Raw genomic sequence first — 20582 nt, 5'->3', positions numbered from 1 at the left:
GCGGCCTGAAACCGCAGGCGGCCAACGGCGCCTACGGGGGCAGCGCCCCCACCCACCGGCCCGCCGCCCGCCCGGGGGCCTCCCCCGTGGCCGCGCCGGCCGCGGCGTCCTCCTGCCAGCGGCCCGGCTGTACCGGTTCCTACGAGGACATGGGCGGCGGCGAGCTGTACTGCGACACGTGCGGGCTCGCCCCGGTCGTGTCGTCGAGCGGGATGGTGACGTCGCCGCCGACGGGGATCGCCGGTGGCGGGCATCGGGGTTCGCAGAGCTCCGGCTCCAGTTCGCGGGCCTCCGCCAGGACGTCGGCGCGCTCCTCGCAGTCCCGCAGGTCGGTCTCGGGCCGGCTCTCCCGCTCCCTCTCGGGGAGTTCGACCTCGCGTTCGGTGTCGGTGCGCAGCTCCGGGGCGGGCGCGAGCGGTTCGGGGCGGGCGCGGCTCGGCGTCGGCCTGGTCGACGTGCCGGACGTGCCGCGGCCCGACCCGCGCGCGATGGTGCAGGAGCACCCCGAGGTCCCCGAGCGGAAGCGGTTCTGTTCGCGCTCCGACTGCGGGGCCCCGGTGGGCCGTTCGCGGGGCGAGCGGCCGGGCCGCACGGAAGGGTTCTGCACCAAGTGCGGCCACCCGTACTCCTTCGTGCCGAAGCTCGACACGGGCGACGTCGTGCACGGTCAGTACGAGGTCGTGGGCTGTCTGGCGCACGGCGGCCTCGGCTGGGTCTACCTCGCCGTCGACCGCGCCGTGTCCGACCGCTGGGTGGTCCTCAAGGGCCTCCTCGACACGGGCGACCAGGACGCGATGGCCGCCGCGATCTCGGAGCGCCGCTTCCTCGCGGAGATCGAGCACTCCAACATCGTCCGCATCTACAACTTCGTCGAGCACCTCGACCAGCGCACCGGCTCCCTGGACGGCTACATCGTCATGGAGTACGTGGGCGGCAAGTCCCTCAAGGAGATCGCCAACGAGCGGCGCACCCCCGAGGGCAGGCGGGACCCGCTGCCGGTGGAGCAGGCGTGCGCGTACGGCATCGAGGCCCTTGAGGCGCTCGGCCATCTGCACAGCCGCAATCTGCTCTACTGCGACTTCAAGGTCGACAACGCGATCCAGACCGAGGACCAGCTCAAGCTCATCGACATGGGCGCGGTCCGCAGGATGGACGACGACGAGAGCGCGATCTACGGGACCGTCGGCTTCCAGGCGCCCGAGGTCGCCGAGCTGGGGCCCTCCATCGCCTCGGACCTCTACACCGTGGCCCGCACGCTCGCCCTGCTCACCTTCGACTTCCAGGGCTATACGAACGTGTTCGTGGACTCCCTGCCCGACCCCGACAACATCGAGGTGTTCCGCAGGTACGAGTCGTTCTACCGGCTCCTCGTGCGCGCCACCGACCCGGACCCGGCCCGCCGCTTCGCCTCCGCGCAGGAGATGGCCGAGCAGCTGACGGGCGTCCTGCGCGAGGTCGTCGCACTCCAGACGAACCGGCCGAGGCCCGCCCTCTCCACGCTGTTCGGGCCCGAGGTGAAGGTCACGGACACGGAGCTGTTCGGCCTGCTCCAAGGCGAGGTGTCGCCGCTCGGGGCGCGCGAGACCCCCGTGCGCGTACGGGGCGGCCGCGGCTCGCGGAAGGCGGCGGCCTCGCTGCCCCCGCCCCCCGCGGCGCCCGCACTTCCGCCGTCGTCCGCCGAGATCGTCAAGCCGCTCCAGACGCAGGGCACCGCGCTCGCGCTGCCGGTGCCGCGCGTCGATCCGGGCGATCCGAACGCGGGGTTCCTCGCGGGCCTCATGGCCTCGGCCCCCGCCGAGTTGATCGCGGCGCTGCACGCGGCGCCCGCCGACTCCCTGGAACTGCGCCTGCGGGAGCTGCGCGCCCGCCTGGAGATGGCCGAACTCGACTCCGCCACGCGCGGCCTGACGGCCCTTGAGGCCGACCATCCCGACGACTGGCGGGTCGTCTGGTACCGGGGCGTCGCGGCGCTCGCGACCGGTGACCACACGAACGCGGCGCTGTCCTTCGACGCGATCTACGACGCGTTCCCCGGCGAGCCCGCCCCGAAGCTGGCGCTCGGCGTCTGCGCGGAGGTGCTCGGCCAGCTGGACAACGCGTCGGAGTACTACCGCCTGGTGTGGTCGACCGACCCGAGCTACGTCAGCGCGGCGTTCGGCCTCGCGCGCGTGCAGCTCGCCGCCGGTGACCGGGGCGGCGCGGTGCGCACCCTGGAGTCGGTGCCCGAGTCGTCGATCCACTACACGGCGGCGCGGGTCGCCGCGGTGCGCTCGCGGCTGCGGGGCCGGACGGCGCAGGGGGCGAACGGGGACCCGTTGCTGCACGACCTGACGGCCGCCGCTGGACAGGTCGAGGCGCTCGACGCGTTCGGTCTCGACGCGGTGCGCCGCGAGCAGTTGTCCACCGAAGTGCTCGGCACGGCGCTGGACTGGGTACTCTCCGGTAGGCAGGGTTCCGGTCCGCCGCAGGATCCCGTGCGCACGGTGGTGCTCGGCAGCGATCTGGACGAGCGCGGCCTCCGCCTCGGTCTTGAACGCTCGTACCGGACTCTGGCCAGGCTCGCTCAGCGCGGCGAGGAGAGGATCGAACTGGTGGAGCGGGCCAACCGCTACCGCCCCCGGACGTGGGTGTGAGGATGTCGCAGACGCACAAGGCGGCCGCTATGTCAGTGTGTCCCAGCTGCGAGGAGCCTCTGGAGGAGGCCGATCGCTTCTGCGGGGCATGCGGATACGACCTTTCCTCGACCGGGCTTCCGCCGCGGTCGGGCGAGCCGGACACCGGCCGGGACGCCACCGAAGAACCCGCTTCCGTCGAGTGGCCGACCGCCCCCGACCTGGACAGTTCGGACCTGCCCGCCCCGGTGCACCTGCCGACCGATCTGCAGGGCACGGACTCGGGCGGCTCCGAGCTCCCCGCCGCCGTTCGCTTCGACGGTCCGCCGTCCGATGAGGAGTTCAGGATCGCCGCACCCGACCCGCGCACCGCGACGCCCGAGGAGCTGGGGGCCCAGACGCCCCCGGCCGGCACCAAGCTGTGCGTGGCCTGCCGCGCCGGGCATGTCGACCCGGACGGCTACTGCGAGAACTGCGGCCACGCCCAGCCCCGCGAACGCGACCACATGGAGCAGGAGTTGGACGCGGTCGCCGCGGTCAGCGACCGGGGGCTGCGCCACCACAGGAACGAGGACTCCTTCGCGATCTCCTCGGCCGCGCTGCCCGACGGCTCCGCGGCCGTCGTCGCCGTGGTCTGCGACGGGGTGTCATCGGCGACCCGGCCCGACGACGCCTCGCTCGCCGCGACCCGCGCCGCCACCGAGGCGCTGCACGAGGCGCTGCCGCGCGGCACCCACCCGCAGCAGGCCATGCACGAGTCGATCGTCGCGGCCGCGGAGGCGGTCAACGCCCTCGCGGACGAACCGGAGACGGCCCGCGAGCACAAGCCGCACCAGAACGCGCCGGCGTGCACCTTCGTCGCCTCGGTCGTCACCAAGGAGCTGCTCATCGTCGGCTGGATCGGCGACTCGCGCGCCTACTGGGTGCCCGACGACCGCGAGGCACCGGCGGCCCGGCTCACCGAGGACGACTCGTGGGCCGCGCAGATGGTGTCGGCGGGCCTGATGAGCGAGGCGGAGGCGTACGCGGACGAGCGGGCGCACGCGATCACGGGCTGGCTCGGCGCGGACGCGTACGAACTGGAGCCGCACACCGCGTCGTTCAAGCCGGACCGCCCGGGAGTGGTCGTGATCTGCAGCGACGGGCTGTGGAACTACGCGGAGTCCGCCGACGAGATGGCCCGCGTCCTGCCTACGGACGCGGCCCGCAGCCCGCTGCACAGCGCTCAGGTCCTGGTCGGCCACGCCCTCGACGGCGGGGGCCACGACAACGTAACAGTGGCGGTGCTGCCGTTCCCTGTGCCGCAGTCGGGGGCAGGATCGGCGTAGCGCGGGAAGCCGCACAAATGGTCTTGTTCAGGGGGGACATGACACCATGGCAAATTTCTCGAAATCAGGGCGGCCGCAGTTCGCCGTAGAGGTCTACCAGAACGAGTATCTGCCGGAGGGCGGCCGCGACGTCAACGCGATCGTCACGGTTACCTCGACCGGGGGCGGCACGGTGGGCGGCGCGGTCAGCGCTCCCCACCTGTACAGCGTCCCGGGCGAGGGCACGGACGCCGCGGTCGCACTGATGGTGGACTGCTCCGGCTCGATGGACTATCCGCCCACCAAGATGCGCGGTGGACGCGAGGCCTCGGCCGCCGCGATCGACGCACTGCGCGACGGCGTGCACTTCGCGGTGATCGCCGGCACTCATGTGGCCAAGGAGATCTACCCGGGCGCGGGCCGGCTCGCCGTCGCGGACCGGACCACCCGCGGGCAGGCCAAGCAGGCGCTGCGCAAGCTCTCCGCGGGCGGTGGCACCGCGATCGGCACCTGGCTGAAGCTGGCCGACCGGCTCCTGGCCTCGGCGGACGTGTCGATCAGGCACGGCATCCTGCTCACCGACGGGCGCAACGAGCACGAGTCGCCGGAGGATCTGCGCGCCGCGCTGGACGCGTGCGCGGGCCGTTTCACGTGTGATGCCCGCGGCGTCGGCACGGACTGGGAGGTGAAAGAGATCACGGGCATCGCCTCCGCGCTCCTCGGCACCGCCGACATCGTTGCCGACCCGGCCCATCTCGCCGAGGACTTCACGCAGATGATGGAGACGGCGATGGGCAAGGAGATCGCGGACGTCGCCCTGCGTCTGTGGACCCCGCTCGGCTCCGAGGTCACGTTCGTGAAGCAAGTCGCGCCCACCGTCGAGGAGTTGACGGATCGTCGCACCGAGGTGGGCCCGCGGGCCGGCGACTATCCCACCGGCTCCTGGGGCGACGAGTCCCGCGACTACCACGTGTGCGTGCGGGTCCCGGACGCCGATCTCGGCCAGGAGATGCTCGCCGCCCGTGTCTCCCTGGTGATCCCGCAGCCGGACGGCTCGGCGCAGACCCTCTCGCAAGGGCTCGTACGTGCGGTGTGGACGGACGACATGACAGCCTCTACGTCGATCAATCCGCAGGTCGCCCACTACACAGGGCAGGCCGAACTGGCACAAGTCATCCAGCAGGGACTCGACGCCCGAAAATCGGGCGATGCGGACGGGGCGACCGCGAAGCTGGGCCGTGCGGTGCAGCTCGCCGCCCTCTCGGGGAACGCGGATACGGCCAAGCTGCTTTCCAAGGTGGTGGACGTGGTGGACGCCGCGGAAGGTACTGTTCGATTGAAAGCGAAGGTCGCGGAGGCCGACGAGATGACTCTCGAAACCCGGTCGACCAAGACGGTTCGCGTCAAAAAATAACCACCCACGCACTACGGCAAGCCCTGCTTGCACATGAAGGAGAGGGGGAAGCGCCGACATGCCGACCTGCCCGAACGGACACCAGTCGGGTTCCGAAGACTGGTGCGAGGTCTGCGGTCACCGCATGGCCGGTGCCGTGCCCCCGCCGCCTCCGCCGCCGCCCCCGGCGGCCGGTTACGGCTACCCGCAGCCGGCCGCGCCGCAGGGCGGGGCCGCCGCGCCCGAGCTGTGCCCGCAGTGCCGCACGCCGCGTGAGGGCGGCGCGCCGTTCTGCGAGGAGTGCCGCTGGAACTTCCTCACGAACACGGCGACGTCGTACACGCCCGCGGCCCCGAACCCGCCGCTGCCCACGTCGGGCGGCCAGGGCGGCCCCGGTGCGCCCGGCTTCCCGCAGCCCCATGAGCCGCAGGGCCCGAACCCGGCGCTGCACTTCCAGCAGCAGCCGCCGCCAGGACCCGACTCGTACGAGTACCAGGGCTCGCGGCCCTCGCAGATGAACCGGCCCGCGGAGCCGATCCCGCCGTCCCCGTTCGGGACCGACCCGTCGGGCCAGGCCCCGCCGCCTCCCCCGCCGTCCTTCGGCGACCCCGGCCCGTACGAGACCGGTGGCGGCGCCCCGCAGGGCTTCCAGCAGCAGGCTCCGGCCCCCGCCCCGGCTCCGCCCGCGCAGCCGGGTCCGCCGCCGGGACCGGCGCAGCCCGTGCAGCCGGGGCCCATGCAGCCCCCGCCGCCCGGCTTCCCGCAGCAGCCCCACGACCCGCAGGGCCCGCCGCCTCCGCCGCCCAACCCGTCGTTCGGCGGTCACGGCGGTCCCGGTGGCACGAACGGCGACGACTGGATGCTGCCGCCTCCGTCGTCGGACCCCTCGGCGCCCGCGGGCCCTTCCACGACCCCGCCGCCGTACCAGCAGCACGCCCCGCTGACGTGGTCGGTGACGATCGGTCCCGACCGCGACTACTTCATGGCGATGATGCAGCGCAGCGGCCCCGAGGCCTCGGGACTCAACCTGCCCGCGTACTCGCCGGAGCAGCAGCGTCCGCTCACCGGGAACCAGCTGTCGATCGGCCGCCGCCGGCACTCCACCGGGGAGTCCCCCGACATCGACCTGTCGGTGCCGCCGGAGGACCCGGGCGTCTCGCACCAGCACGCGGTGCTCGTGCAGCAGCCGGACGGCACGTGGGCGGTCGTCGACCAGAACTCGACGAACGGCACGACCGTCAACAACGGCGACGAGCCGATCCAGCCGTTCGTCCCCGTGCCGCTTCAGGACGGTGACCGGGTGCACGTCGGAGCGTGGACGACGATCACGATCCGACGCGGCTGAGCACACGCGGTCGCAGGACGTTGCCGGGTACCGCCTAGGTGCCCGGCAACTCCCATGTGTGGGGCCCGTCCGGATCATCCAGCCAGCCCCACTGGCGCCCGCCCCGCACGGTCACCCCGAACCGCTCGCGCTCGGGCCGCCCCTCCCGCTCCCACAGCGTGAGCGCCTCCTGCGGGTCGATGCGGCCCGACGTCAGCGTCAGCAGGAACCGGAACAACTCGTCGCGCAGCACGGGCTGCGGCTCCGGTACCCGGTCCGCGCCACCACGCAGCGCCATGAAGTACGCGGAGGTGTGCAGGAACCGCCCTTCCGCGTACCGTCCCTCCGCGCCGTCCCGCACATCGAGGGCCACGAGCCCGGTCGACAGCGGCGCGATGATCCGCGCGCCGGCCGCGCACTGGCCGAGCCACCCCACCGGCACCGAACGCAGCGCACACGTCGCCATGACCCGGTCGTACGGCGCCCGCTCAGGACAGCCGCGCGCCCCGTCGCCCGCGACGACGGTCGGCCGGTAACCGGCGGCCGCCAGATGGGTCCGGGCGGACTCGGCGATCTCCGGATCGAGGTCGACGGACGTGACGTTCCCCGCACCGACCCGGTGCGCCAGCAGCGCCGCGTTGTATCCGGTACCCGCGCCGATCTCCAGGACCCGGTCCCCGTCCCGTACCCGCAGCTCCGCGAGCATCCGCGCCATCAGGGACGGCTGGCTGCTGGACGAGACCAGCTCACCGTCGCGCAGCCGGGTGGCCAGCGGCTCGTCGGCGTAGGCACCGCGCAGCCAGCGCTCGCGCCGCTCGGGGTCGGGGTGTTCGCCCCACAGCCGCTCGTGGCCTCCGGGCACACCGACGAAGTAGTACGGCACGAAGAGGTGGCGCGGCACCTGTGCGAACGCCTCCCGCCAGACCGGGTCGGCGTCCCAGGCACCACTGTGATCGATCTCGCGCACGAGCCCGGCCCGCGCCCGTACGGCGAGCTGCTCAAGGTCTCGGGTGTGCTCTGCGCCCATATGTCCACTGTCCTGCGCCAACCGGGAAACGGCGACCCCCGCTCCGCGACCGTGGGGGTCCTAGGACTCCGGTCCCCGGCCGGTGCGTCTGAGACCATGGAGGGGTGACTGAGATCCCGCGCGACACGCTTCAGGAGCAGACGTTCTACGAGCAGGTGGGTGGCGAGGAGACGTTCCGCCGCCTCGTGCACCGCTTCTATGAGGGCGTCGCACAGGACCCGCTGCTGCGCCCCATGTACCCGGAGGAGGACCTGGGCCCGGCCGAGGAGCGCCTCGCGCTGTTCCTCATCCAGTACTGGGGCGGCCCCCGCACGTACAGCGACAACCGCGGCCACCCGCGCCTGCGGATGCGGCACGCCCCGTACCAGGTGGACCGCGCTGCGCACGACGCGTGGCTGAAGCACATGCAGGTGGCGGTGGAGGAGCTCGCCCTCTCCGAGGAACACGAGCGCACGCTGTGGAACTACCTGACGTACGCGGCGGCTTCCATGGTGAACACGGAGGGCTGACGCAGCTTATTAAGCCCCTATTAAGCCCCTGCGGCGATTGAGCAGCGGGGTCCGGGGCAGAGCCCCGATCTTTCAAGCCCCGCCAGCGATTGAGGCGCGGGGTCCGGGGCAGAGCCCCGAGCCGTCAACCCCGCCTCGGCCCCCGCTCACAAGGGGCTGACGGAGAGCCCACCCAACGTGGCGGACGCCCTCCGCACAGCCACGGACCCGTACGCGGTACGCAACCGCACCCACGCCCCCGCCACCAACAGATCCGCCTCGGCCCCCCGCAGGAAACCGAGGGAGGCCGCCGCGTGCACGATCCGCACCGGCGCCCCACTCGAACCGATCTCCCGCGACCAGACCTCGCCGCCGATCCGGTCGAGCTCACCGCGGGTGCGCGCCTCGGGCGCCAACTCCTCGACGCGTGCCCGGAATTCGGCCACGGCCGCCTTCACGAGTCCACGCAGCGCGTCGGCGTCCGGGAAGTCGGCCACCCGCTCCCACCCGCCGAGCGGCGGCAGCACCCCGGCCCAGGGCGGCCCTGTGACGGCGGCGGGGACCGTGGCGGTGACGGTCCCCTCGTCGAAGGAGTCGAGCAACTCCCCCGCGGACACGGTCACATCGAGGGTGTCCTCGACCCCGTGCTCGTACGGCTTGAGCAGCCGCGCCGTACGCACGGCCAGCACCTCGAACGAGGGCGGCCGCCCGAACACCGCGAGCGCCTGGCCACCGGCCTGCGCCCGCAGCCGTACGGCGGCCGCCTTGTCGTAGTGCAGCAGCCGGCCGAGGAAGGCGGCGAGATCCGCCGCCTCCCCCTGGTCGGCCAGGAACAGCACGGGCGCGCTCATGCGACGAGCGCCTCCGCACGGTCCGCGTCGTCGTCCCGGTACTCGCCCAGGAACTCCCGCTCCTCGGCGGTGATCCGCCGCGGCCGCTGCGCCTCGAAGTCGAACGGCACGACGACCGTCGAGGCGCGCACGTACACGACGTCCTCGTCCTTCACCTCATACGCGAGCGTGAACGAAGCCGCCTTTATCTCGCTCACCCACAGCTCGATGTCCACGGGCCGGTGCCGGTGCACCAACTGCCGCTTGTAGTCGATCTCATGGCGCGCCACGACGGACCCCTGCTGGAAGTCCTTGTCCGGCCGGAACAGGAAGTCGATACGGGCCTCCTCCAAGTACCGGAGGAACACGACATTGTTGACGTGCCCGTACGCGTCCATGTCCGCCCAGCGCAGGGGGCAGGCGTATACGTGGCGAGCCATCAGCCGCGGGTCAGCTTCTTGTAGGTGGCGCGGTGCGGACGGGTCGCGTCGGCACCGAGCCGCTCGATCTTGTTCTTCTCGTAGGACTCGAAGTTGCCCTCGAACCAGAACCACTTGGACTCACCCTCGTAAGCGAGGATGTGCGTGGCCACTCGGTCCAGGAACCACCGGTCGTGAGACACGACCACAGCGCAGCCCGGGAACTCAAGAAGCGCGTTCTCCAGCGAGCTCAGGGTCTCAACGTCCAGGTCGTTCGTCGGCTCGTCAAGGAGCAGCAGGTTGCCGCCCTGCTTGAGGGTGAGCGCGAGGTTCAGCCGGTTGCGCTCACCACCGGAGAGCACACCGGCCGGCTTCTGCTGGTCAGGCCCCTTGAACCCGAACGCCGACACGTACGCACGCGACGGCATCTCGACCTGACCGACGTTGATGTAGTCGAGCTCGTCGCTCACCACGGCCCAAAGGGTCTTCTTCGGGTCGATGTTGGCGCGGTTCTGGTCGACGTAGCTGATCTTGACGGTGTCGCCGACCTTGATGGAACCGGAGTCCGGCTCCTCGAAGCCCTGAAGCATCTTGAACAGGGTGGTCTTACCGGCACCGTTCGGACCGATGACACCGACGATGCCGTTGCGCGGCAGCGTGAAGCTCAGATCGTCGATGAGCACCTTGTCGCCGAACGCCTTGCCGAGGTTCTCGACCTCGACGACGACATTGCCCAGACGCGGGCCCGGCGGGATCTGGATCTCCTCGAAGTCCAGCTTCCGCATCTTGTCGGCCTCGGCGGCCATCTCCTCGTAGCGAGCGAGACGCGACTTGGACTTGGTCTGCCGCCCCTTGGCGTTGGACCGCACCCACTCCAGCTCTTCCTTGAGCCGCTTCTGCCGCTTCTCGTCCTTCTTGCCCTCGACCTTGAGGCGCTCGGACTTCTTCTGCAGGTACGTGGAGTAGTTGCCCTCGTACGGAATCGCGCGGCCGCGGTCGAGCTCGAGGATCCACTCGGCGACGTTGTCCAGGAAGTACCGGTCGTGAGTAATGGCCACGACGGTGCCCTTGTACTGGGCGAGGTGCTGCTCCAGCCAGTTCACGGACTCGGCGTCGAGGTGGTTGGTGGGCTCGTCGAGGAGCAGCAGGTCGGGCGCCTCGATGAGCAGCTTGCAGAGCGCGACGCGGCGCTTCTCACCACCGGAGAGGTTGTTGACGGGCCAGTCGCCGGGCGGGCAGCCCAGGGCGTCCATGGCCTGCTCCAGCTGACCGTCGAGGTCCCACGCGTCGGCGTGGTCGAGGTCCTCCTGGAGCTTGCCCATCTCCTCCATCAGCGCGTCGCTGTAATCGGTGGCCATGAGCTCGGCCACCTCGTTGAAGCGCTTGAGCTTGCCCATGACCTCGGCGGCGCCGTCCTGCACGTTCTCCAGAACGGTCTTGGACTCGTCGAGCTTCGGCTCCTGCATGAGGATGTTGACGCTGTAGCCGGGCGAGATGAACGCGTCACCGTTCGACGGCTGCTCGAGCCCCGCCATGATCTTCAGCACGGTCGACTTACCGGCACCGTTCGGACCGACGACGCCGATCTTCGCCCCGGGGTACATGCTCAGGGTGACGTCGTCGAGGATCACCTTGTCGCCGTGCGCCTTGCGCGCCTTGCGCATGGTGTAGATGAACTCAGCCAAGAGAAACCGTCCGGCAGTCGAAGTGTGTATCGCAGTAAGGGGCCCGCGTGCTGCGGCTCCACCGCGTGAGGGCAGATACACCCCATCTTGCCGTACGGCCACCGCTGGGCGGAAACGGGTATCGGTGGGTGGGCCTGAGCTGGGGGTTCTGCGAGCCCCGTCGTAGCGAGCTGTCACTGTCGGTCGCCGATTGTCGCCGTCGGGCGGCCTCGCACGGCCCAGGGACGGCCCAGAAACCGTCACCGGATGATCACTTGGCGGCATGCCATCCTGGCGCCATGGCACCACCGGACGTACGGGACGACCTCCGAGATCTGCTCAACGAATGGGACCCGATCGGCGTGGCCGAGCTCGTCCAGGACGAGTACGACTGCATGCTGACGCCGATCCTGACCCGCCTGAAGCGCGGAGCTGACCGGGCAGAGCTGAGGGATTTCCTCCACCACGAGCTCACAGACCACTTCGGCCTACCCGCACCCCACGATGCGGATGACGTGGCCGCCCGCCTCACCGCCTGGTGGACCTCGACGCATCCACAGGTCTGACGCGCTCGGCCGTTCGGCCCACCCGCAGCCCTACCGGTTGATGGGGATCTCGTAGACGATCTCGCAGAGGGCAGCGGGCACGACGATGTCGGCCGTCTCCACGGGCCGCCCCTGGTCGCTGTAGTACGTCCGCCGGATGTGTGTCACGAGCGCGCTCTTCTGGATACCCAACAGAGACGCCTCGTCGGCAGTGGCCTGTCGCGGCTCGGGCTGCTCCACGGCGTGACTGACGACGACCCCGATCGCGGCCATACGGTTCACGACGCCCGCACCGGCATGCGGCCCGCCTTCCGGGAGGATGACGAGCGTGCCACCGGTGAGGTCGTACGGCTCCCAGCTCGTCGACAGCTGCACGGGCCTGCCATCGGCGAGGAACTCGTAGTCGGTCCGAACGCACAGATCGCCCTCGGCGACGCCCAGCCGCCCGGAAATCTCGGCGGGCGCCGACACCTTGGCCTCGGTGCAACTCTCCCAGTCCCCCTGCTTACCGACGGCCCGCATGTCCGCACGGAACGGAGACCCGTCGGGCCGCTCGCGCGCCGATGACCGCACAACGCGAACACGCTGACGAGGTTCGGCGACGTACGTCCCGGGCCCGGCACCAGCCAGCCTGCCCAAGAGGAGTCCACAATCCATGTGGGCTCCTCCGCTGCCGAGTACGGCAGGCCAAGGATCGGTGGCCAGCGGGGCGTCGACTCACGGCCATCGAGGGGCATCCCGGTCGCTCCACAGCCCAGGGGTACTCAACGGGCAAGAACGGTTGGTGCGGTTGCAGTGCATCACTGCTGTGCAGCAGGATCCCGACCGGAGGGGCTATGGGACGGGATACCTTGATGCGGCTGCTGGCCGGTGACGACGAAGCGTCTGTGGCCGCTCTGACGGCCCTCCGTAACGGCGCTACCTACGTTGCGTGGAACGGGGCTTCGTCATCCGAGTCATTGGCCCACACCTATGCCCGCCGCCTCCGGCATACGCGGCGACAGGGAACTGAAACTCTGGGCCTGGAACGAGCGGTGCAACTCCTTCGCCAGCATGACCGGCCGGTGGGTCTCGCGCAGGTCACCGCCGCCGATAGGTCGTGGACTTTCATGCTCCTCCTCGCCTCGGACGGCGAATCTCTGGTTGCTTGTACGGGCGTGCGACGGTCGGCCGAATAATCACCGCAGGCGGAGACACTGCGACCTCCTCGCCCTGAACGCGATCAGTCCCCCTCGTGGCCTGCCGCGACGTCTTAGACACTCAGCCGGGCCAGCAGCTGACCACCCTTGCGCCATCGGTCAACTCGACTCGGTGGGCGATGACATCCAGGCGAAGGCGTCTGCTGTTCGGGTAGCCAGCGACCCGATCTGCCAAGAATCGGTAATGTCGGTCCAGCCTTTAATGTAGGCGCTGCGCGCGCCGTGTTCTGCTGCTTGGTCATAGAAGAGGGTGAATCTGTAGACCCTGTGGTCTGCGGAGATGACTTGACCGTCCTCGTGATCGGGACCCTCCTGCAAGAGGTCGACGACGATCGTCCGGTCCGGATCGAGTCCCTGGTCCTTCAGGAGCACCCGCAACCGGCTCCACAGGTCGTAGTCGCTGGTCCGCAGGAGATCGGTGTACTGAACGACAATGCTTGACACCATGAACCCCATGATCGGTCCTGCACAGGGCCCAGGGAATAAGCAATCAGCACCGATGTAGAAGGGCTTTGCCGGTGACCGGCTGACGCTCCCATTCAGTGGGAATGCGAGCCCTCAGCTTGGGAAGCTCGGGTGGTCTTGGGGGGTATTGGCCCCCTGGTCTGCGGGGGATCGGCCTAGGCACTGTCCGGCGGATCACGCTTCGGGGTCGAGGATCCGGAGGTCGTAGAGGTAGGTGCGGTCGCCTTTGAAGCTGCGCCAGACGGTGGCCGGGGGTTCGGGTTCGTCAGCGTGACTAGTGAGGGGATGTGCGGTGACGAGGCCGTCAGCAATCTCGCAGCGCCAGCCGTCGATCGGCGACCAGACGCACCGCACGTTCCCGTCGGTTCGGCGGTAGGCAGGGCGGCCGTTGCGCTCGCCGTCGCGTTCGAAGTGGTAGCGAAGCCCGTCTGTGTGGCGCACGAAGGTGAAGGATGAAAGTGCCGTCATACCTTCGGCACTGTATGAGACGACGCTGCTGGCGGCTAGGTGCCAGCCCTGACCTCGAGCACGGATGCGGCCCAGGCCCGGCCCAAGCCGCCTGACGCCGACTCTCCCTGAACTGCGCTTTCTCTCCACGCCCTGGTAGCAAATCGGTCACTGTGCGTCGCGACGGCGGCGTGCAGGTCTTGTGGGGGTCGGTGGAGGAACGGGATAGGGGCGATCAAGGCGTGGGTAGTCTCGCCGCGTGCCGATTCCGAGCGAGTTGTCCACGGAAGTGAACCCGCAGAACCCGCGCCTTCACTTCGCTCTGCTCGGGCCGCCCCAGGCCTGGCGCGGCGACGACGGCCTGGAGCTCGGGCCGGTGCGGGAGCAAGCGCTCCTGGTCGCGCTGCTGTCGCGGCCCGGGAGGACGGTCAGCCGGCAGCAGTTGCTCGACGGGGTGTGGGGGACGGAGCCGCCCGGGACGGGGACCAGGGTGATTCCCGTGTACGTGCATCGGTTACGCAGGCGCCTGGACGTACACGCAGAGACACGCTCCGTGATCGAGACCGTACGCGGCGGATACCGCTTCGCTCCCGGCAGCGCGTGTGTGGATGTGGCGCGGTGGGAGGAGTCCGTCGCCGAGGGGCACGCCGCGAAGAACTCCGGGGACCCGGACGGCGCGGTGGACGCGTGGTCCCGCGCGTTGGAACTGTTCCGCGGTGAGCCATTGGCCGGGATACCCGGGCCCTTCGCGGAGGGCGAGCGGCTGCGGCTCGCGGAGCAGCGGCTCCTGGCCGTGCAGGAGAAGGTCGACTGTCAGCTCCGTTCCGGGCGGCACGCCGAGGCCCTGGCCGAACTGTTCTCGCTGACCACGGCCCATCCGTACAACGAAGCGCTGGCCACCCTGCTCATGCGGGCCCTGCACGCCGCCAACCGGCAGGCCGACGCGCTGGATGTCTACGCGACCGTGCGCCGCCGCCTGGTCGACGAGCAAGGCGTGGAGCCCGGCGCCGAACTTCGACGGGTGCACGCGGCGGTACTCCGTGGCGACGTGGCCGCGGTAGCAATGACATCAATGGCAGCAGGGACAGCAGTGGCAGCAGTACGGGAACGGTCGGCGTCGAGACCGCCGACCGTGCCGCAGCCGCGCCCCGACGACTCGCCCCGCAAGTACCGCGCCCGATACGAACTGCCCGTCGACACAAGCAACTTCACCGGCCGGGAGCGCCAGCATCAGTTGCTCGTCGCGCCCGCCGACGCCCAGGAGGTCACCGTCCGGGCGGTCGACGGCATGGCAGGCGTCGGGAAGACCGCCCTGGTCGTGCGCGCGGCACGGGCCCTGCGCCACCGGTACCCCGACGGCTGCCTGTTCGTGGAGCTGCACGGGCACCGCGAGGACCGCGGGACGGTGGGGCGGCAACACGTTCTGCGTCGGCTCTTGCGGGCGGTGGGGGCCGGCGAGGGGCAGGACTCCGAGGACCTGGACGAGCTGGCCGCGTCATGGCGGACGGCCACCGCTTCCCTCCGGCTGCTCCTCGTACTCGACGACGCCGCCCGCGCCGAACAGGTGCGCCCCCTGCTGCCCGCGGGCCCCGGCACGCTGGTGATGGTGACGAGCCGTCGACGGCTCACTGGCCTCGACGTGGACCGCAGGGTCTCGCTGACCCCACTCGGTATCGACGAGGCGGCCGAACTGCTGACCCGCATCGTCGGCCGCGGGGAAGGGGCGGAGGAGGAAGAGAAGGACGGGAAGGAGGGGGAGGAGAGGGAGGGTGAGAAGGACGGGGAGGGCGGCGGTGGCTTCGGTCGTGAGCGGGCCGCCGTGCGCGAGCTGGCCACCTTGTGCGGGCGGCTTCCGTTGGCGTTGCGGATCGTCGGCGCGCGGATCCAGGACCGCCCGCCCTGGGCGGTGGAGGCCCTGGCGGCCCGGTTGACCGACGACGAGCGCCGCCTCGACGAACTCGCGGTGGAGGACCGCAGCGTAGAAGCCGCGTTCGGAGTCTCCTACGGCCAGCTTCCGGCCGCCGAGCAGCGCGCCTTCCGCGTCCTGGGCCTTTCGCCCACCGTGCGTCTCGACCGGCTGACGCTGGCCGCCCTGCTCGACCGGACGCCGCCCGACGCCGAGCGCGCTCTGGAGAACCTGGCCGACGCGAGTCTGGCGCAGCGGGTGACCGTCGACCGCTATCGCCTGCACGACCTAGTGGCCGTCTACGCCCGGCGCGTCGCCGCCGCGTCGCCCGACGAGGCCTCGGCAGCACGCGAGAGAGTCCTCCGGCTGTACGTCGCCGCCGCCCGCTGCGCCAGCGACTGGGGAACGTCGTCCACCCCGACAGGACCGCAGGGCACCGGCCCCTTCAGCGGCTGGGAGGAGGCCACGGCCTGGCTGGACGAGGCGGGCGGCGAACTGGTCGACGTGGTCGGTCAGGCCGTGTCCTTCGGCCGGATAAACGAGGCCTGCTGGATCGCCGAGGGCCTGGTCGACTACCTCACCAGACAGGGCCGGTTCCACGAGTGCCGCACGGCGCTGGAGATGCTCCTCCCGCTGCTCGACCAGGCCACCGACCGGCGCATGGACTCCGCGCTGCGTATCGGCTTCGGCATCCTGTACGGGGTTCAGGGCCGGTACGGAGAGGCCCGCGCCTGGTTCACCGAAGCGCTGGACATCAGCCGCCGCGCCGACGACCGCCATGAGCAGGCCCGCGCCTCGGCCGGCCTCGGGACCTTCGCCAATCTGGAGGGCCGGATCGCCGAGTCCATGGAGCACTTCGCCGAAGTCCTGCGGCTGGCGGGCGAGTTGACGCACGATGACTGGCTCACGGGCTCGATCATGACGCGGGCCGGCGACATGCACCATCAGCTCGGCGAGCACGACAAGGCGTACGACCGGTATCTGAAGGCGATCGCCCTGGCCGAGAAGGCGGGCAGTCCCCGGCTCCTCGGCAAGACCCTGCTCCGTCTCGGCGCGCTCCAACTCGACCTCGGGCGGCCCACGGAGGCCGTCGGCACCCTCGGGAAGGCCGAGAGCCTGGCCCGGCGTCTCGGGGACGTTCCCCTGTACGCCGCCGCGCTGGACAGGCTGTCCACGGCCGAGGCGGACCTGGGCAACCCGGAGGCGGCCGCCGATCTCCGGCGCCGGGCGCGCACCGTCCTGGACGAGGCGACCGACACCGCCCCGGAGATCGCGGCACGGCACCGGCTGCTCTGGCACGAGGCCGTGGGCGAGGGCCTGTCCGGATCCCGCGACTTCTTCGAACGCGGCACCGCCCTCCCCGACACCGACGTCAACCGGGCGCGGATCTCCCGCGTACTGGACGACCTCGGCGAGCGAAGACCGGGGCGGGGCGAGGCACAGGGGCGGGACGAGCCACAGGGGCGGGGCGAGGATGGTCCGGCCGGCCGGTAACCGGCCGGACCACTTCCCCCGTCTCCACTCCCCCGCCCCTGCTCCCCCGTCCCTGCTCCCCCGTTCCCCCGTTCCCTCAGGAGCCCTTCAGCCCCTGAAGCCTTGAAGTCCTACACGGGGTCCCCGTTGGCGTTCAGCCACTGAACGCCGTTCTGGCCGGTCTGGGTGAGGCTCTTGGGGATGGCGACCTGCGGGTACTTGTCGTGCAGGGTGAAGTACCCGATCGCGTTGGTGACGGCCCTCAAGTCGCACACCGGGTCGCCGACGATGCAGAACCGCTTGACCGGAATCCCGTCGAAGTTCACCGGCCCCGCGCCGGGCGCGGTGGCCACGCCGGGGATGCCGAGGCCCTTGGGGACGCGGGCCCCGAAACCGGTGTCGGGCTGCATCGGGTCGGCGTAGAGCATGCCGTCGACCTGCGAGCGCGGAATACCGGTGTCGCCCTTCGCGATCTTCTGGAGCACCACGTCCGCCGCCTGGGCGCCCTGGGAGTAGCCGGTGATCGTGAGCTGGGCGTCGGGGTGCGCGTTGTGGGTGTCCTGCGCCGCCTTCAGCCCCCTCTCGATGCCCAGTTGCACGCTGGCGTCGTAGGTCGGCGCGGTGAGGGCGTCCGGGTTGACCTTCCCGGACGGCTCGATGAGTGAGCCGGAGGCGCCGATGACCGGGCCCGCGGAGGCCGGGTAGCAGACCTTGATCGCGGAGGCGCCGAGGCCGAACGCGTTGTTCGCCGCGTCGTAGGAGGAGTTGGTGTTGGGGCAGCCGTCCTTGTTCTCCGTCTTACCGGTGCCGCCGATCTCGATGTAGTAGTGCTCCGCGCCGTCCGCGTGCGCGGCCGGCGCGAACGCGACGGCGCTACCGGCGGTCAGCACCGCCGCCACGGCAACGGCGCGAACAGCCCCCGTCGCCCCGCTCTTCGCCGCCCTGCCCTTCGCCGCCCTGCTCTTCTTCGACATGCGCGATGTCGACATGCGCGATCCCCCTTGGGTTGTGGACGTACCGGTCAACCAACGCTCTTGACGCTAGAGACCGGTGATCACATCCCGCTGACATGTGGATGACAGCGCAGGTGGCAGGGGGCGCCCCGGCTCACGGCTCCCGTTGTTACGCGCCGCTGCTGCCGCTGCCGCCTTCGTGTGCGCTGTCGTCGGCGCCCGGCGACTTCTTCTTGCGGCCCAGGACGATCGACGCCCCGCCGACCAGGACCAGCAGCACCGCGATGCCCGCGATGATCGGCGTCGCGTTCGAACTCCCCGTCTCGGCCAGGTCCGTGTCCGGGTCGGAGCCCGTGCCGCCGACGGATGCGGGGCTCGGCTGCGTCGTCGCCTGGGTTCTCAGACCGCCGCCCGCCGTGGAACCCGCCGCCGAGGTCGTCGCGCAGTCGAGCACGCCCCGTATCCGCTTCTCGAAGCCGTGCGGCCCCTTGATGGTGAAGTCGTACGCCTGGTCCTCCTGCAGCGGTATCGTCACCGTCCGCGTCTGCCCGGCCGGGATCGTGTGCCGGGTGCCCATGAGCGTGAACGTGTACGGCGCGTCCCCGCTGTTGGCGGCCGTGATGTCGACTCCGCCCTTCGCGCAGTTCTCCCGCGCGGACAACGCGGGCACGGCGCCCTCGCTCGCCCAGGTCGCCGTCGCGGTCGCGGAGACCGTGGACTCGCTGGAGCCCGCGAGGATCTGCGTCTGGCTTCTGGTGTCGGAGGCGAAGGCCCGGCCGACCGGAACCGTCGTCGATGCCTGCACGGTCAGCTCCGCCGAACCCGCCTTCGCCCCCTTGGGCACGGCGAAGTAGAGCCGGCTGCCGTCCTTCGCGGTGGTGACGGGCTCGCCCTTCTCGTCGACGAGCTTCACCCCGCCCGCGGCCGCTTCCGCGGGCGGCATCACCGTGACGCTGTCGGCGTTCGTGTGCACCGTGACCGGGCCGACCCTGTCCCTGGCCTTCGCGTTCCCGGCTTTCGCGTCCCTGGCCTTCGCGTTCCCGGCTTTCGCGTCCCTGGCTTTCGCGTCCCTGGCTTCCGCGTCCGTACGAGCGGCGGACGCCTCGTCGTCCGGCCGCGCGGAGACGGCCTGCGGCGTCAGCGTCAGCGAGGCCTGCGGCTCCGCGAGGTCACGCGCGCTGCGCTGCAGATAGTCGGCGAGCTTCTCCGCGTCGGGGCTGGCCGCGTCCACATCGACCTTGCCGGCCTCGTCGGAGTATCGCCAGATCGCGACCTGGGTGCCGGCCGCGGCCTCCTGCTCGGTGAGGCTCCCCGCGTGCGCCTTGCGGGCGAGCGCGGCGAGATCGTTGACCTGCGGATACGAGTTCTGCAGGATCCAGCGGATGCGCCCCGCGTTCGCGTTGTCGTGCAACGACGTGCCGGCCCAGGAGGTTTCCTGGTACTTGGCGTCCGGCTGCGTTGGGTTGTGGATGTCGACGCAGTACGTCTGGAGCGTCCCGCCGTCGTCAACGGCCATCCGGAACAGGCCCGCCGACACCTTCTCGTCCTTCCCGGCCTCGTGGATCACGGCCGTGTCGTACGTCTCCAGGCCGGCCAGAGTGGCGCTCGCACCTCTCTGCTCCGTCGCCCCGTCGTCGGCCTGCGCGACGCCCGCGCCGGATATCGCTCCTGTCGCCATGAGTCCCGACATCAGGGCCGCCGCGGTGAGACGGGCTGCGCCTCGTCCACGCCGAGCGGTCCGTGAGCACACAGAAAACACGTAATTCCCCTTCAGGCGGGACGGGTGGTCACATGGGGGGTGGTGTCCCGCCGGCAGAATCAACGCCAACCACAGTGATTCGGCTGGCCCTTGCACTCCCGACCCGTCGCTGCACCTGATGCGCAGAGGTCCCGACGAGCCCAGGAGTCACGCTCGGCATCCTAGGGAAATGATCTTCAACGATCCCTGGAGCCGCCTTCCGGCAACCGATCCGAATCGCAATCGTTATCGCCAACACCGTTTCCTGGCTGGGCATATCGACAAATCGCCAGCGCGCGGGGGTCGATGGACCGCGGTTCGGCCACGGTCACCCCACCGGCTGCGGCTCCACCAAGTCGGGCTCCGCCTCGGCCGGTTGCCGGTCCGCCGCCCGACCGGTGCCGACCTCAGGCCACGCGCCCGGCCCGTCCGGTTTCGGTGCGTTTGACTTCACGCCGTCCGACTTCGCCCTGCCCGGGTTCGCCGGGTCCGGCTTCGCCCCGTTCGGCTTCGCCCCGCTCGGCTTCGCCCCGCCCGACTTCACCCCTCCCAGTCCCGACGCGTCCGGCTTCGCCCCGTTCGGCTTCGCCGCGCCCTGGTTCGCCCCGTCCGGCTTCGCCCCGTCCGGCTTCACCCCGCTCGGCTTCGCCGCGCTCGGCTTCGCCCCGCCCGACTTCACCCCGCCCAGTTCCGACACGTCCGGCTTCGCCCCGTCCGGCTTCACCCCGCTCGGCTTCGCCGCGCTCGGCTTCGCCCCGCCCGACTTCACCCCGCCCAGTTCCGACACGTCCG

16 protein-coding genes and 1 pseudogene are annotated in these 20582 nt (G+C 70.8%); 8 read left to right on the top strand and 9 right to left on the bottom strand.

What is annotated here, in order from left to right; translation table 11 throughout:
• Window positions 1-149 precede the first annotated feature (149 nt).
• From ACFYWS_RS19385 to ACFYWS_RS19370, 4 genes are read left to right on the top strand one after another with little or no spacing between them, the layout of a single operon-like run.
• Window positions 150-2633: a tetratricopeptide repeat protein gene (locus ACFYWS_RS19385; protein ID WP_389278829.1), complete on the top strand. Its 2484-nt coding sequence runs from the start codon at window positions 150-152 to the stop codon at window positions 2631-2633.
• Between the two features lie 29 nt (window positions 2634-2662).
• A complete protein-coding gene (locus tag ACFYWS_RS19380) occupies window positions 2663-3940 on the top strand; it encodes a protein phosphatase 2C domain-containing protein (protein WP_389277715.1) in 1278 nt (425 codons plus the stop codon).
• A gap of 46 nt (window positions 3941-3986) precedes the next feature.
• Window positions 3987-5333, top strand: a complete 1347-nt coding sequence (locus ACFYWS_RS19375) for a hypothetical protein (RefSeq protein WP_389277712.1) — start codon at window positions 3987-3989, stop codon at window positions 5331-5333.
• 58 nt (window positions 5334-5391) lie between these two features.
• Window positions 5392-6657, top strand: a complete 1266-nt coding sequence (locus ACFYWS_RS19370) for an FHA domain-containing protein (RefSeq protein ID WP_389277709.1) — start codon at window positions 5392-5394, stop codon at window positions 6655-6657.
• 34 nt (window positions 6658-6691) lie between these two features.
• Here ACFYWS_RS19370 and ACFYWS_RS19365 read toward each other — a convergent pair whose 3' ends face one another.
• Complete coding sequence (locus tag ACFYWS_RS19365) at window positions 6692-7663, bottom strand: methyltransferase domain-containing protein (RefSeq protein WP_389277706.1); 972 nt, start codon at window positions 7661-7663, stop codon at window positions 6692-6694.
• A 104-nt stretch (window positions 7664-7767) separates the two neighbouring features.
• Between ACFYWS_RS19365 and ACFYWS_RS19360 the strand changes: the two genes are divergently transcribed.
• Window positions 7768-8172 carry a globin gene (locus ACFYWS_RS19360; RefSeq protein WP_389277703.1) on the top strand — a complete coding sequence of 135 codons (405 nt, stop codon included), beginning with the start codon at window positions 7768-7770 and terminating at the stop codon, window positions 8170-8172.
• A gap of 146 nt (window positions 8173-8318) precedes the next feature.
• Here the strand turns inward: ACFYWS_RS19360 and ACFYWS_RS19355 are convergent, their stop codons facing one another.
• Genes ACFYWS_RS19355 through ettA form a run of 3 tightly spaced genes read right to left on the bottom strand, consistent with a single transcriptional unit; the run spans window position 8319 to window position 11085 of the window.
• On the bottom strand, window positions 8319-9002 hold the full coding sequence (locus tag ACFYWS_RS19355) for a hypothetical protein (protein WP_389277700.1): 684 nt from the start codon (window positions 9000-9002) through the stop codon (window positions 8319-8321).
• Window positions 8999-9421, bottom strand: coding sequence for an acyl-CoA thioesterase (locus ACFYWS_RS19350; protein WP_389277697.1), 423 nt, complete (start codon window positions 9419-9421; stop codon window positions 8999-9001). Before ACFYWS_RS19350 ends, ACFYWS_RS19355 begins: the two co-directional genes overlap by 4 nt.
• Window positions 9421-11085, bottom strand: coding sequence for an energy-dependent translational throttle protein EttA (gene ettA / locus ACFYWS_RS19345; protein WP_389277694.1), 1665 nt, complete (start codon window positions 11083-11085; stop codon window positions 9421-9423). Before ettA ends, ACFYWS_RS19350 begins: the two co-directional genes overlap by 1 nt.
• A 278-nt stretch (window positions 11086-11363) precedes the next feature.
• Here ettA and ACFYWS_RS19340 point away from each other — a divergent pair, with 278 nt between their 5' ends.
• Window positions 11364-11630 (top strand): hypothetical protein, encoded by a 267-nt coding sequence (locus ACFYWS_RS19340; protein ID WP_267070417.1) that lies wholly within the window; start codon window positions 11364-11366, stop codon window positions 11628-11630.
• Window positions 11631-11660: 30 nt separating this feature from the next.
• On the opposite strand, the gene ACFYWS_RS19335 is transcribed toward ACFYWS_RS19340, so the two are convergent.
• From ACFYWS_RS19335 to ACFYWS_RS19325, 3 genes are all read right to left on the bottom strand, one after another.
• Window positions 11661-12266 (bottom strand): UTRA domain-containing protein, encoded by a 606-nt coding sequence (locus tag ACFYWS_RS19335; RefSeq protein ID WP_389277689.1) that lies wholly within the window; start codon window positions 12264-12266, stop codon window positions 11661-11663.
• Between the two features lie 641 nt (window positions 12267-12907).
• Window positions 12908-13264 (bottom strand): hypothetical protein, encoded by a 357-nt coding sequence (locus tag ACFYWS_RS19330; RefSeq protein ID WP_389277685.1) that lies wholly within the window; start codon window positions 13262-13264, stop codon window positions 12908-12910.
• Between the two features lie 183 nt (window positions 13265-13447).
• On the bottom strand, window positions 13448-13741 hold the full coding sequence (locus ACFYWS_RS19325) for a hypothetical protein (protein WP_389277682.1): 294 nt from the start codon (window positions 13739-13741) through the stop codon (window positions 13448-13450).
• Between the two features lie 238 nt (window positions 13742-13979).
• Here ACFYWS_RS19325 and ACFYWS_RS19320 point away from each other — a divergent pair, with 238 nt between their 5' ends.
• Entirely contained in the window at window positions 13980-17120 is a 3141-nt protein-coding gene (locus ACFYWS_RS19320) for a BTAD domain-containing putative transcriptional regulator (protein WP_389277679.1), read from the top strand.
• Window positions 17121-17230: 110 nt separating this feature from the next.
• On the opposite strand, the gene ACFYWS_RS19315 is transcribed toward ACFYWS_RS19320, so the two are convergent.
• Window positions 17231-18088, bottom strand: a complete 858-nt coding sequence (locus ACFYWS_RS19315) for a cutinase family protein (RefSeq protein WP_389277676.1) — start codon at window positions 18086-18088, stop codon at window positions 17231-17233.
• 133 nt (window positions 18089-18221) lie between these two features.
• Window positions 18222-19730, bottom strand: coding sequence for a Cys-Gln thioester bond-forming surface protein (locus ACFYWS_RS19310; protein ID WP_389277673.1), 1509 nt, complete (start codon window positions 19728-19730; stop codon window positions 18222-18224).
• A 458-nt stretch (window positions 19731-20188) separates the two neighbouring features.
• Between ACFYWS_RS19310 and ACFYWS_RS19305 the strand changes: the two are divergent.
• Window positions 20189-20582 (top strand): annotated as a pseudogene (locus ACFYWS_RS19305) (hypothetical protein); the annotation flags it as partial.

The sequence above is a fragment of the Streptomyces sp. NPDC002795 genome (assembly GCF_042888725.1).
Taxonomy (GTDB): Bacteria; Actinomycetota; Actinomycetes; order Streptomycetales; family Streptomycetaceae; genus Streptomyces.
This window is presented reverse-complemented; position numbering and strand designations above follow the sequence as displayed.

What these genes read in the sequence shown, in the direction of transcription:
- ACFYWS_RS19375 (WP_389277712.1), top strand. Translation starts at nt 3,987, where the DNA reads ATGGCAAATTTCTCGAAATCAGGGCGGCCGCAGTTCGCCGTAGAGGTC.
- ACFYWS_RS19335 (WP_389277689.1), bottom strand. Translation starts at nt 12,266, where the DNA reads ATGGATTGTGGACTCCTCTTGGGCAGGCTGGCTGGTGCCGGGCCCGGG.
- ACFYWS_RS19350 (WP_389277697.1), bottom strand. Translation starts at nt 9,421, where the DNA reads ATGGCTCGCCACGTATACGCCTGCCCCCTGCGCTGGGCGGACATGGAC.
- ACFYWS_RS19330 (WP_389277685.1), bottom strand. Translation starts at nt 13,264, where the DNA reads ATGGGGTTCATGGTGTCAAGCATTGTCGTTCAGTACACCGATCTCCTG.
- ACFYWS_RS19340 (WP_267070417.1), top strand. Translation starts at nt 11,364, where the DNA reads ATGGCACCACCGGACGTACGGGACGACCTCCGAGATCTGCTCAACGAA.
- ACFYWS_RS19365 (WP_389277706.1), bottom strand. Translation starts at nt 7,663, where the DNA reads ATGGGCGCAGAGCACACCCGAGACCTTGAGCAGCTCGCCGTACGGGCG.
- ACFYWS_RS19370 (WP_389277709.1), top strand. Translation starts at nt 5,392, where the DNA reads ATGCCGACCTGCCCGAACGGACACCAGTCGGGTTCCGAAGACTGGTGC.
- ACFYWS_RS19325 (WP_389277682.1), bottom strand. Translation starts at nt 13,741, where the DNA reads ATGACGGCACTTTCATCCTTCACCTTCGTGCGCCACACAGACGGGCTT.
- ACFYWS_RS19385 (WP_389278829.1), top strand. Translation starts at nt 150, where the DNA reads ATGGGCGGCGGCGAGCTGTACTGCGACACGTGCGGGCTCGCCCCGGTC.
- ACFYWS_RS19355 (WP_389277700.1), bottom strand. Translation starts at nt 9,002, where the DNA reads ATGAGCGCGCCCGTGCTGTTCCTGGCCGACCAGGGGGAGGCGGCGGAT.
- ACFYWS_RS19380 (WP_389277715.1), top strand. Translation starts at nt 2,663, where the DNA reads ATGTCAGTGTGTCCCAGCTGCGAGGAGCCTCTGGAGGAGGCCGATCGC.
- ACFYWS_RS19310 (WP_389277673.1), bottom strand. Translation starts at nt 19,730, where the DNA reads ATGGCGACAGGAGCGATATCCGGCGCGGGCGTCGCGCAGGCCGACGAC.
- ACFYWS_RS19315 (WP_389277676.1), bottom strand. Translation starts at nt 18,088, where the DNA reads ATGTCGACATCGCGCATGTCGAAGAAGAGCAGGGCGGCGAAGGGCAGG.